Annotated in this window: 13 protein-coding genes; 2 read left to right on the forward strand and 11 right to left on the reverse strand. The window is 61.4% G+C overall.

The window, feature by feature from the left end; all coding sequences use genetic code 11:
- On the forward strand, positions 1-224 hold a 224-nt coding region (locus BMZ79_RS34910; protein ID WP_218154857.1), incomplete at its 5' end, for a hypothetical protein.
- A gap of 330 nt (positions 225-554) precedes the next feature.
- Here the strand turns inward: BMZ79_RS34910 and BMZ79_RS32600 are convergent.
- The 5 genes from BMZ79_RS32600 to BMZ79_RS32620 all read right to left on the reverse strand — a co-directional run bounded on the left by BMZ79_RS32600 (position 555) and on the right by BMZ79_RS32620 (position 4,206).
- Positions 555-1,391, reverse strand: coding sequence for a CPBP family intramembrane glutamic endopeptidase (locus BMZ79_RS32600; protein ID WP_218154858.1), 837 nt, complete (start codon positions 1,389-1,391; stop codon positions 555-557).
- Between the two features lie 94 nt (positions 1,392-1,485).
- A complete protein-coding gene (locus BMZ79_RS32605; RefSeq protein WP_090649189.1) occupies positions 1,486-1,758 on the reverse strand; it encodes a WYL domain-containing protein in 273 nt (90 codons plus the stop codon).
- 229 nt (positions 1,759-1,987) lie between these two features.
- Positions 1,988-2,467: a 23S rRNA (pseudouridine(1915)-N(3))-methyltransferase RlmH gene (rlmH, locus tag BMZ79_RS32610; protein ID WP_090649192.1), complete on the reverse strand. Its 480-nt coding sequence runs from the start codon at positions 2,465-2,467 to the stop codon at positions 1,988-1,990.
- Between the two features lie 3 nt (positions 2,468-2,470).
- Complete coding sequence (locus BMZ79_RS32615; protein ID WP_090649194.1) at positions 2,471-2,644, reverse strand: CxxH/CxxC protein; 174 nt, start codon at positions 2,642-2,644, stop codon at positions 2,471-2,473.
- Positions 2,645-2,778: 134 nt separating this feature from the next.
- Positions 2,779-4,206 carry a S1C family serine protease gene (locus BMZ79_RS32620; protein WP_090649197.1) on the reverse strand — a complete coding sequence of 476 codons (1,428 nt, stop codon included), beginning with the start codon at positions 4,204-4,206 and terminating at the stop codon, positions 2,779-2,781.
- 143 nt (positions 4,207-4,349) lie between these two features.
- On the opposite strand from BMZ79_RS32620, the gene BMZ79_RS32625 reads away from it, so the two are divergent.
- A complete protein-coding gene (locus BMZ79_RS32625) occupies positions 4,350-4,571 on the forward strand; it encodes a hypothetical protein (RefSeq protein ID WP_090649200.1) in 222 nt (73 codons plus the stop codon).
- On the opposite strand, the gene BMZ79_RS32630 is transcribed toward BMZ79_RS32625, so the two are convergent.
- The 6 genes from BMZ79_RS32630 to BMZ79_RS32655 form a co-directional block, all read right to left on the reverse strand.
- Positions 4,540-5,346, reverse strand: coding sequence for an MBL fold metallo-hydrolase (locus BMZ79_RS32630; protein WP_090649203.1), 807 nt, complete (start codon positions 5,344-5,346; stop codon positions 4,540-4,542). The genes BMZ79_RS32625 and BMZ79_RS32630 overlap by 32 nt on opposite strands.
- Before the next feature lie 117 nt (positions 5,347-5,463).
- On the reverse strand, positions 5,464-6,180 hold the full coding sequence (gene yycI, locus BMZ79_RS32635; protein WP_090649206.1) for a two-component system regulatory protein YycI: 717 nt from the start codon (positions 6,178-6,180) through the stop codon (positions 5,464-5,466).
- 99 nt (positions 6,181-6,279) lie between these two features.
- Complete coding sequence (locus BMZ79_RS32640) at positions 6,280-7,743, reverse strand: YycH family regulatory protein (RefSeq protein WP_090649209.1); 1,464 nt, start codon at positions 7,741-7,743, stop codon at positions 6,280-6,282.
- The gene (gene walK, locus BMZ79_RS32645) at positions 7,740-9,578 is read right to left on the reverse strand and encodes a cell wall metabolism sensor histidine kinase WalK (RefSeq protein ID WP_090649212.1); all 1,839 of its coding nucleotides are present in this window, start codon (positions 9,576-9,578) and stop codon (positions 7,740-7,742) included. Before walK ends, BMZ79_RS32640 begins: the two co-directional genes overlap by 4 nt.
- Positions 9,575-10,336, reverse strand: coding sequence for a response regulator YycF (gene yycF, locus BMZ79_RS32650; RefSeq protein ID WP_090649215.1), 762 nt, complete (start codon positions 10,334-10,336; stop codon positions 9,575-9,577). Before yycF ends, walK begins: the two co-directional genes overlap by 4 nt.
- A gap of 203 nt (positions 10,337-10,539) precedes the next feature.
- Positions 10,540-11,934 (reverse strand): peptidoglycan DD-metalloendopeptidase family protein, encoded by a 1,395-nt coding sequence (locus BMZ79_RS32655; protein WP_256253306.1) that lies wholly within the window; start codon positions 11,932-11,934, stop codon positions 10,540-10,542.
- Positions 11,935-12,047: the final 113 nt, after the last annotated feature.

A 12,047-nucleotide genomic window follows, 5' to 3' on the forward strand; every position in this document is an offset into this window, starting at 1 on the left:
CCTTCGTCAAGCTCACAAGCTATTGGAGAGCAATAAGACGATTGGTAAGGTTGTTCTTGAAGGTTTTGTTTAAATATCCGCTCGCATTGGAAAATACAAGAAGCCGACTGCTAATTACAGTCGGCTTCGGACATTTCCATCTCTCCTCTGGCGATATTCTTCTTCATTCAACTTATTGGGGATTATTCTTCCAATATCTTCTCATGCCTGCCGCACATTCATAACACCCCAAGAACCGGCAACTTGTCTTGTAACATAAACGCCTTGTCAGTTAAAGTTTGCGGTTCTTCGGACGCGATGCCCACGAGACGATCGTCAGGGCTGCAAAACCAATGGTGGTGAGCATATGGTAGCATACGCCCCACAGTCCTCCGCGAATGCATGCGATGCGGTAGCGCCAGTCATTTCAAAGAAAATACCGGCGTATGCCCATTCTTTAATCACGGTCAGAAAGTACGACGAATACCCCAATATCTCCTCCGTCTCGAGCGTCCCCTACCCGATTCCTCCGCTCCCTGCCACAAAGGTCTTAGTTACCCTCAGTTGATTCATGGTTATCTCGCCGATTTAGTCTGTAGATGGACGGCGCTGGTCCCGGCCCGCTTCCCGCGTCTGATCGCCATAACGATGACGGCGGCGATCGCGCATGCCGTGGCCAATGTACCCATCGCCAAGCGGCTACCGTCCTCCTCGTTGAACCAGAGGAGCAACCCTAGGTTAAACAGGGCATGGCACGAAGTGGCCAGCAAGAGCCTCCCACCTCTAGCATCGCTTAACAGTTCGCCGAGTATGACAGAGAGGGCGACGGCGAATAGAATGAAGAGCGATGCATAAACCCAACCTTCGGCGAAAACGCCGATATGCCAGACGCCCCACACAATGCCAACGACGATGGAGGCCGGGAAGGTGCCGATTCGGCTCTGTAGCGTCGGTTGCAGGAAGCAGCGCCAACCCACCTCTTCGCCCGCCGCTCCTATGAATTGGGCGACCACAATGATCCAGAACGGATGCGATAAGGAAGCAGGAGAGGTATAGGCGACCGAATGGCCGGTGACTGCGTACCAAAGCCAAGCAGCGGCAAACGTGCCTGCGATTAGCACGGCCAATGAGATTAGCTTCCGCGGCTTAAGCGGCCAGTACCGAAAGTCGAGGTTAATCATCTGTTGCCTCTCCCTCGGCCAGAGGAGCAGAATGGATAGCACTCCCAGCGCGGGACCAAATTGAGTCAATTGAATGACAACCTCGGGTACGCCAAGCGCGGGCTGAACAAAGCCCAACAGCAGCGCTCCGATTGAGGTAACGAGGTAATAGACGAGAATAATGAGCCCCAAACTCGTTTTGCGGTTCTTGATAGATCTCATGCGGTCAAATCCTTCCTTGTTAACAATCATAAGGAAAGGATATACCAGGGAATGCCAAACCGGAATGACCTGAAGACCAGGCCTCGAACCCGGCTGCAGTCTAGTATCCTACCGGGAGTTCTTTTCATTGGTCGAAGCCGAATTCATCGCATACCCGGGTTTTCATCTCCGGTTGAAATCTTAATACCGCTTGCACCTTCTTAAAATCGGCTTGTTCATGAATTGTCGTTCGACATCTTGCAGCGAAAAATCCCGCCTCACAAAAGATCTTCAATTCTCCTATCCGGGACACGCGGAATACGCGGAAATCCTTCAGGGTAAGACAGTAGCCGTATGCATACCAGACATATCCTTTGAGGAAAAGACCCATCGATTCCAGTTTACGTTCGGTTTCCATACCTTTATGATATGAAAGCTTCTAATTGCCTGGTGCAATGCGCTCATATGCGCTTTGTCGTTTGGTGCCGGCTTGAAATCAAGATTCACGTAATTCTGATCACTAGCTGTGTTCGGCTCCGGCATTAACACGCCAATCCGTTCATTTAAAATAGATCTCTTCTAAAATTTCCACTAATTGCCTACCAATGAACTGTATCTCCACTCTTGTTTTATGATAAATTTCGCCGTCACTTATGGTACGGCTCCCCCCGGTTAATCTTCACCGCTCGGTACACCTGCTCCAGCAGCACCAGCCGCATGAGCTGGTGCGGCAAGGTCATGCGCCCGAAGCTCAGCTTCTGCCGGGCGCGCTTCAAGACGGCGGGCGCGAGCCCGGTGCTCCCGCCAATGACAAAAGCCACGTGGCTCCGCCCGTACGTGGCTAACGAATCGAGCTGGCCGGCGAGGTCCTCGCTCGACCAGAGCTCCCCGTCCAGCGCCAGCGCGATCACATGGGCGTCCGGCTTCAGCTGCGCGAGCAGCCGCTCGCCCTCGCGCTCGCGGACCTGCGCTTCCTCGGCGGCGCTCATCGTCTCGGGCGCCCGCTCGTCCGGCACCTCCGTGAGCGTCAGCTTCGCGTAGGGGCCAAGCCGCTTCGCATACTCGGCGATGCCGAGCGCGAGGTACTTCTCCTTCAACTTGCCGACGGCGGCGATTTGAATATGCATCCGTTACACCACCAAGTATTCCGCGATATGTTCGCACCGCGGCATCTCGCACGTCGCCGGCGCTTCCCATTCCGCGAACTTCGTCTTCACGAGGTCCACGATGTCCGGCGCGTCCTCATACTCGTCCACGAATTTGTCGATCGCCAGCTCCACGTGCTCTTTGCATACACAATACATACAGGCTTGTCCTCCAACTCTCATCTAGTCCGTTACATCCATTGTACGCAATCGGCGCAAAAAAATCAGCCCGTGAGGCCAGGTCCCGCTTCCGGGCGCTGCCACGAACTGATTCGCCTTTGCGATGGTATCGCTTAGTCTTCCGTTTTTTCCTCGAGCTTAAACGTCGCCGCCGCCTTCTGGCCGTCGCGGTAGTAGGTGACCGCGATGTCGTCGCCGATCTTCTTCTTCCCGTACAGGTACTTCCGCAGCTGCAGCGTGCTGGCGATCGGCTGGTTATCCAGCTTCACGATGATGTCGTTGAGCTGAAGGCCTGCCTCCTGCGCCGGCCCGACCGCTTGCAGGACGACGACGCCGTCCTTCACGCCGTCCGGCAGCTTGAGCTCGCTGCGCGGCACCGTGATCGTGCCGTCGTCGCCGCCCGCGCCCGGCGGCGCGCCTTCCTCGCCGCCCGTGCCCGGCTCGAGGCCGCCCGCCGAACCGCCGTCGTCGTCGCCGCCGCCGCTCTTGCCGTCGCCCGGGCTGCTGCCCACGCTATCGTCCGCGGCCGCCGATTGCGCCAAATACTGCGCGAGGTCCATCGTGTACACGCCCAGATACGGCCGCTTCACCTTGCCGTACTTCAGCAGGCTGTCCACGATCGGCTGCGCCTGGTGCGACGGGATCGCGAAGCCGACGCCTTCGACGCCGTAATCGGCGATCTTCATGCTGTTGATGCCGACGACGTTGCCGTCGAGGTCGATCAGCGGGCCGCCGCTGTTGCCCTGGTTGATCGACGCGTCGATCTGGATGACTTCCTGCTCCCAGTCGTAGTTGCCGTCTTGGCTGAGCGAGACGGGTATGATCCGCTTCGTCTTGCTCACGATGCCCATGGAGAGCGAATCGCTTAAGCCCAGCGGATTGCCGATCGCCATCACCCACTGACCGGCGCGCAGGTCGTCCGACTCCCCGAACTTCGCCACCGCGTCGATGCCGCTCGCGTCCATCTCCAGCACGGCGAGGTCCGTGATGTCGTCCTTGCCGATGATCTTCGCTTCGCGCGTGTCGCCATTGCTCAGCACGGCCTTCACGGCCGCGGCGTCGGCGATGACGTGGTTGTTCGTCAGGATATGTGCCTTGCCTTTCACGATTTCGAAAATAAACCCGGACCCGAGCGCCGCCTGCTGCAGCCCGGCATCGTCGCCCCCGGCACCGGAGCCGCCCGAGCCGCCGCCCGCCGCGCCGGCCGGCACCGCCTGCTCGTTAATGATGCTCACGACCGCCGGCCGGACCTTCGCCGCGGCCGTGATCGTCTTCTCGAGCGGATCCCCGCTCTCGTTCATGCCGACTTTCGTGACCCCGGCGACGGCGCTCACCACATGATCCCCGCGGTCGAAGCCGGCGAAGAGCCCGAACAAGAGCACGGCCGCGGCCGCGCCGGCGACCGACGAGGCGACGACGAGCTTCGCGGGCGTCCACCGAAGGCGGCGGCGCCTGAACGGCGCCTCCTTCCTGGCCAGAAACGACGCCCGCGCTCTCCGCGAGACGCGCGTCGAATAGAAATCATCATCGAATAAGCTCATGTCTAATCGCTCCTCCCGACGCCCGGGGACATCAAGATCATTATTTTGCGAATCTAGGAATGTTATCGGTAGATTGGACTACACTAGTAGTAGAAGAAGACGCATCGCTATACAATCTCTCGCCCCCGAAGGAGGAACCGCCCATGCCGCGCAAAGCATCCGACGCGCTCGAGCAGCTCAACCTCGCCGCCAAGCTGGCCGATCTCAAGGAAGACCATTACCGCGCCCTGCTCACGATCGGCGCCCTGACGGAGCTGCTGGTCGACAAAGGCATTCTCGCCCCGGACGAGCTGGAGCTCAAGATGCGCTCGCTCGACGCCGAGCTGGACGAGCTTATTTCCGCCTCACTTCATCCCATGCCGTAGGCCGGTCATGATACGTCTCGCGCAGCGGATGCTCGTCCTTCTTGAAGAAATGCCCGTTGTTCTCTAACACTTCATTCACCGTCATCCGGGCCAAATCAATCAAATTGTGGTCGAGGCTCAGATGCGCCAGGTACACCCGCTTCGTCCGGTCCGTCATCAGCTGGCACAGCGCTTCCCCCGCCGCTTCGTTGGACAGATGCCCGACGTCGCTCAGGATCCGCCGCTTGATGTTCCACGGATACCGCCCCATCCGCAGCATGTTCACGTCATGGTTCGACTCCAGCACGAGCACGTCGGAATCCTCGATCATCCGGCTTACCTTGTCGCTGACGTAGCCCAGATCGGTGGCGAGGCTCAGCTTGAGCCCGTCCTCCTCGAACACGTAGCCGACCGGCTCCGCCGCGTCGTGCGAGATCGCGTAGGAGGTCGCCCGCAGCGCGCCGAAATTGACGCATTCGCCCGTCTCGACGACGACGCGCTGCTCGTTTCCGATCTGCCCGACATGCCGCTCCAGCGCGCCCCAGGTCGCCTCGTTGGCGTAGATCGGCACGTTGAACTTGCGCGCGAACGCGCCGAGCCCTTTTATATGGTCGGAATGCTCGTGCGTCACCACGACCGCGTCGATCTCATGGCCGGCCACGCCCTGCTCCCGCATCAATTCCTCGAGCCGCTTCAGGCTCAGCCCGGCGTCGACCAGCACGGTGGCGTCCTGCCCCCGCACGATCGTCGCGTTTCCCGTCGAACCGCTTCCCAATACCGTAAATCGTAGTCCCATAGGTTCCCCAAACCTGTCCTTTCCCCGCTCCGGCCCGCCGGTCCCATGTCCGGCCGAGCTGCATGCCCTCTGTCATTCCTCTTGCTGATCGAAGCCGCTCCCCGAGCCGTTCGTCCGTTATTCCGTCACGACCTCGCCGCTGATGGCGTTCATGTAGAACTGGCCGCCGTCCTCCAGCAGCACCCGCCACGTCGGCGCCGACACCTGCACGTCCGAGTTGAAAATCTGCCCGTGGTAGCCCAGCTTGATCTCCTTGATGACCGCGCCGTCGTGCAGCTGCTTCTCGATGAGCGTCGCCAGCGCCTTGGTCGCCGGCAGCACCGCCTGCGCCGTCGATTTCTCGGACGGCAGCACCTCGATGACGTCCTGCTTGTACGCGGTGATTTTCAAGTTGCTGTAGAACAGCTCCAGCTTCACGTCGAACATCGGCCGGCCCTCGACCGTCCGGTAGAACACGAACTCGCTGTCCAGGTTCTCGCCGAACGCGTATTTATTCAAATCCGGGATGACGCCGCCCAGGCTCGCGAGCAGCTCCTTCTCGTTGAACACCGCCTTGCTGTCCACGGGCGTCTGCAGCTCGCGGCGCTCGCCGCCGCCGAGCTTCGTCTTCGCGCGGAAGGTCAGATCCTTCAGCTCGGGCGTCTCCGACGGGATGCTCGTGTCGAGCTTGATGCCCTTCTCCTTCATGAGCGCTTGCGTCTCCGGGCGCAAATCGTTCACGTCCGTGCTGGCGTCCCGGCCCTCCCGGATGTTGGACCAGAGCTGGTATCCAAGCACGAGATTGAGCAGCAAAAACGCGACGATCAGCACACTCTTCGCCCTGCCCCAGTCCATACCGACATCCCCTTCGATTGACCGTTTCTCTATGTGAAAAGCTGGCCGCCCATGCCATATGCATCGCTGCCTGCGCGCTTGCCGGCCCGCGGCGCCCGCCTACCGCGCCGCCGTCAGACGCTGCGGCAGCCCGCCCATGGCGATGCCGACGCTGCCATGGGCGCTGCTGCCATGGGCGCCGCTATCGCTCGAGCTCGTATTCGTGCCGCCGCCCGCGCCCGGCTGTCCGAGCGGCGCGCCGCCCGGCTCGCCCGGCAGCGGCTTGTAGCCGCCCGGGATCGCTTCGAGCAGCACCTCCTGCGTATCGTCGCCCAGGCGCACCGCCCAAACCGGATCGAGCGTAAGCGTCTTGTCGTCCGTCGGATGGGCGAGCAGCGCCGGGTAGAGCGCGACGACGTCCGCCTTGCGGGCGTAGCCCGTGAGCGCGCTCGCGAGCATGTCCCCGCCCGGCAGCCAGCGCACGCTGCGCTTGTCCGGCTTCCTCTTGAGCGTGAGCATCGACCGCTCGTATTCCGAGACGACGCCCTCCTGCAGGCGCAGCTTCATGCTGCCGAACAGGAACGGCTCCATCGGAATGACCGGGAACGAACCGTAATACTGCTGGAAGCGCAGCACATGGCCGCCCCCGAGGTCGCCGGCGTGCACGAAGCGGTGCATCCCGTCCCACCCGCCGTGCTGGTTGACGAACTGCACGGCGGAGTAGACATTCTGGCTCTCGTTGTCGCCTTGCCCCTGCACCGCGACCGGGTCGGTATAGCTGAGCCAGCGGCCGTTCTGCTCGATCTGCAGCCCGCGCTTGCCGTCCGTGTAGATTTGCGAGCCGTTGCGGTCGCTGATGGTCCGCGTCACGCCGGGGTCGATGAACAGGTAGCTCTGCATCTGCTCGGGCGTATAGCTGTCGTAGCCGACCACGGAGACGCTCGCCTCCACCGGCCCTTCCGGCAGGTACAGGTCCTGGCCGATCCGCTTGTAATTCACCTGATACTCTCCGTACCCGACGTACATCTGCACGTCCTGCGCGGTCAAGTCGGCCTTCACCGACTCGTAGACGGTCATATTGTCGGCGCTGAAGAAGTACGTCCGCACCTCCTCGCCGTCGCTGCCGGCGTAGATCCAGATCCGGTCGACGACGTCGTTCATGAACGGCGCGTCGCCTTCGAGCTTGAGCACCTTGCTCAGCAGCTCCATCGGCACGCCGCGCCCGAAGCGCAGCTCGATCCCCTGGTCGCCGTCCCGAACCTCGTTCCAATCGACGGTGGAGACGGCGGCGCGCTGGAAGCCCTTGAATTCGCGGCTCTTGATTTTCTCAAAGATCAAATTATAGAAATTCGACGCCGGATACAGCACCGTGTGCTTGGCCTTGCCCAGGTGCAGCACCATGTCTTCGGGGAAGATCACGTTCTCCACTTGTTCCTCTTTGCCCATCGCCTCCGCGGGCACGTACCCCTGCTGCGGCGACGCCGTGACGCCGAGCCCCGGCATGCTGTACGCGAGCAGGTAGCTCTGGATGAGGCTAACGACGACGAGCACGGTCAGAATCGCGGTCTTCGCGCGGTCGATCATGCCGTCTCACCTCCGCTCATCAAGGGCAGCACGACCGTCACGGTCGTCCCCTCGTTCAGCTCGGAGTCGAGCGAGATGGAGCCGCCGTGCGCCTTGACGATTTCCCGGGCAATGGACAGCCCGAGCCCGGTGCCGCCCATGCTCCGCGAGCGGGCCTTGTCGACGCGGTAGAACCGGTCGAAGATGCGCCCGAGATCCCGCTTCGGAATGCCGATGCCCGTGTCCTTCACGCTGATCGCGATCGCCGATGTCTCCTGCTTCCGGGCCGAAATCTCGATGCGCCCGCCGTCCAGGGTGTACTTGATCGCGTTGGACACGAGATTGTCGAGCACCTGGTCGATCTGATCGCGGTCGAGCCAAACCGTCTTGATGCCGTCCTCGACCCGGACGTTCGCGCGGATCGCCTTCTTCCGCATCTGGAACGAGAAGCGGTCCGCCACTTCCTCGAGCATCTCGGGCACGTTCGTCTGCTGCCTGCGCAGCGGCGCCTGGTTGGAGTCGAGCCGCGACAGGTGCAGCAGGTCGGTGACGAGCCGGATCATCCGCTCGGTCTCGTTGCGGATGACGCCGACGAAGCGCTGTCCGAGCTCCCGCTCCTCCATCGCGCCTTCGTCGAGCGCCTCCGCGTAGCTCTTGATCGTCGTGAGCGGCGTGCGCAGCTCGTGGGACACGTTCGCCACGAACTCCCGCCGCGACTGCTCGAGCCGCTCCTGCTCCGTAATGTCCTGCAGCACCGCGATGGTGCCGGAGATCCCGTGCTCCCGGCGGTGGATCGGCGTCAGCGTCACGCGCAGCAGCTCGTCCTCTTCTTCGCCCTCGGCCTGCATATGATAGATGACCTGCGGCTGGTCGCTCCCGTCCGGCAGCGCCTTGAGCTGCGATTCCTCGAGCCCGAACAGCTCGTTCAGGCGCACGCCCTCGCAGTTCTCCCGGCGCAGCATCTCCTGCGCCCGGCGGTTGCTGATGATCACGTAGCCGCGCTCGTCCGCCGCCACGACGCCGTCGCTCATGTTCGCGAGGATCGAAGCGAGCTTCTCCTTCTCCTCCTCGTTCGCCGAGAGCGCGTCCCGCAGCCGCATCGTCATGTTGTTGAACACTTCCGATAGCCGGCCGATCTCGTCGTCCCCGAGCACCGGTACCTGCTGGTCGAACCTCCCTTCGGCGACGCCCGCCGCCTGCCGCGTGAGCGCCTTGATCGGATTCGTGATGGTCGTCGCGAGCAGGATGCCGAGCACGCCCGTCAATCCGAGCGCGAACAGCATGCCGGACATGAAGATCCGGTTGATCCGGTCGACCGTCCGGTACAGGTCCTTCATCGACGCGACCAGGTAGACCGCGCCGACGATTTTATCGCTATAGACGACGGGCTTCGCAATGACCTTCTTGCGCAGCCCGTCTTCGTCGATGATTTCCTCTTCGTTGTCGCGGATGCCCTGCAGCGCGCGGCTGACGGCAAGCGACGTGTTTTTCTTCCCGATGTACGACTGATGGGATTGCGACGACGTCGCGAGCACCTTCCCGCTCGCGTCCATCACCTGAATCTCCGCCTCGTTGATGCTGAACAGGTTGCTGACCAGCACCGCCAGGTACTCCTCGCGCGTCTGGTCGTCGGAGCTGCCCGGCTTCTCCGGCTGATTGGACAGCGTCTGCGCCGCGATCTCGGAGAGCAGGTTCGCCTGCTCGTTCATGTTGTTCGTGAACGTCGACGTCAGCGACGTCTTCATCGTGCTGATGAAGTAGACGCCGATCAGCTGCATCGCGATCAGAATGAGCAGCACGTAGATGATGATCAGCTTGACCTGAATGGTGCGGAAGAACCGTATGCCCCCGCTCATCCGAAGCCGTACCCTCCGGATTTCGGATTGCGCATGAGATACCCCAGTCCGCGCCGCGTCAAAATATATTCCGGCCGGCTCGGATCGTCCTCGATCTTCTCGCGGAGCCGTCGGATCGTCACGTCCACGGTGCGCACGTCGCCGAAGTATTCGAAGCCCCAGACCGCCTGCAGCAGATGCTCGCGCGTCATGACCTTGCCGCTGTTGCGGGCCAGGTAATACACGAGCTCGTACTCGCGGTGGGTCAGATCGAGCGGCTCGTTGTCCTTATACACGACGTACATGTCGGTATCGATGAACAGGTTGAAAATCGCCAGCCCTTGCTTGTCCGACCGCGCGGATCCCTCCGCCCCCGAGACGCTGCTTGCCGCAGCGGGCGCCGCTGCCGGCTCGCTCTTGGTCCGGCGCAGATGCGCCTTCACGCGGGCCAGCAGCTCGCGCGTGCCGAACGGCTTCGTCACGTAATCGTCCGCCCCGAGCTCGAGCCCGAGCACCTTGTCGAGCTCCGTGTCCTTGGCCGTCAGCATGATGATCGGCGTCTGCAGCCGGGTGCGCACCTCGCGGCAGACGTCCATGCCGTCCTTCACGGGCAGCATCAGATCAAGCAAAATCAGGTCCGGCAGCTCTTCGAACGCCAGCCGGACCGCCTCGCCCCCGTCGAAGGCGCAGATGACTTGATAGCCTTCCTTCTCCAGGTTGAATTTTATAATATCCGCAATCGGTTGTTCGTCGTCGACCACTAAGATTTTACCGTGCATCGCTACACCGCCATTCGATAAGCAATCTCCCTTTATTCTACCATAGCGGCATGTCCGTTCCCAATGAAAGTTCGCTCATATCAGGGGAGATTTGGGCGAAAAACGGCGAATACGCTTAATTTCGGCCAAACGAGCGAGTCCTAAGCGCAAAACACCGCCTCGGCCGATGGGCCGGGCGGTGTTTCAAGCTTCCAAATTTCGGATTATAGATATTTGAGCGGGTTTTGCAGCTCGCCGTTCTTGTGCACCTCGAAATGCAGATGCGTGCCGAAGGAGTGTCCGGTATTGCCCATGACGCCGATGCTCGAGCCTTGGTTGACCGTCTGACCCTTCTTCACGAGGATTTTGCTCAGGTGGCCGTACCAGGTCTCGTAGCCGTTCTTATGGTCGATGATGATGCAGTTGCCAAGACCCGGACGCGTGCCGACGAAAGTTACGACGCCGTTGTCCGCCGCCATGATGTTGTGGTTGCCGACCATGTCGACGCCGCGATGCAGCGCGCCCCAGCGCATGCCGAAATAGCTCGTCAGGCGGTGGCCGGTGACCGGCCAAGCGAACTGCCCGGTGCCTTCGCCCACGTCCTTGGTGCCCTTCATGATGATCGCCGGCACGGACGGTTCGAGCACGACTTCGCTGATCAGCTCTTCGCTCATCAGATAGCCGTTCTGCTTCACGAGCCGGTATACGAGCTGCTTCTTGCCGCTCTGCCCCTGGCGGACGACCTTCTGCTCGCCCTTCTTCAAGCTGCTGTTCTTCTGGTAGACCGTCTTCGGCTCGATCGATTCCGTCTCCGTGACGTTCTCGACCGTCTGCACGGTCATTTCCGGCTGCAGAACGGTCAAGTCGAGCACGTCGCCGACCTTGATCACGTCGTCCTTGATCCACTTGTTCCGCTCGTAGATGACCTGCGGCGAGATATCGAACTTCTGCGCGATGCAGCCCACGCAGTCGCCGTCCTGCACCGTGTAGGATTTCGGCTTCACCGTGCCCTTGATGAGCTGCAGGTACAGCTGCTCGGGATCGGCGATGTCGGCCGGCTGCACGTCCTTCTCGCTGGTCGCGACCTTCTCCAGCACCTTCACGGACTTAAGTGCCGTCTTCGACTTCACGCTGCCGTCGGCCGCGTACGCGAGCGCCGTCACTTCCGTCTTGGCCGACTTCGCCTTCGGCGCGTACTTGTCCTGGACCCGCTGCAGCAGCGCGTCCGCGGTCGCCTTGTCCTTCACGACGCCGATCTGCTTGCCGTCGATCATAAGCGCCACCCCCGTGGCGTGGGACGCGAACAAGCCGCCAAGCTTCTGCAGCGTGTCGGCCGTATCCGGCTCCGCTTTGTAAGCGCTTTTATGCCCGTATGTGATCTCGCCCGTCTCCAGTACCATATGTATGCCGCCGTTGCCGGCATCCAGCCTCGCCTGCGTCTCTTCGATGAAATCCGCGACCTGATCCTTCGAGGCGACCTCGCCGATCAAGCTGCCGTTTTGATACACTTCCACGAAATCCACGGTGTGCGCCTTCACGTAATGCGCCCCGCTGAAGCCGGCGATCGTCAGCACGACGACCGCGCTTCCCGCGAGCACTAGCGGTTTCTTCCGCAGCATGCGCCGCGTCGAGCCGCTTTCTATGTCAGTCAACCGATTGTCCTGTCGAGGGCCTACGCGCCGAAAAGATGCCCGGAACGAGTTCCATGCCTTTCGGAATCGACCCTTGTCCG

This window comes from Paenibacillus sp. UNC496MF (assembly GCF_900113915.1).
GTDB classification, from domain to species: Bacteria; Bacillota; Bacilli; order Paenibacillales; family Paenibacillaceae; genus Paenibacillus_Z; species Paenibacillus_Z artemisiicola.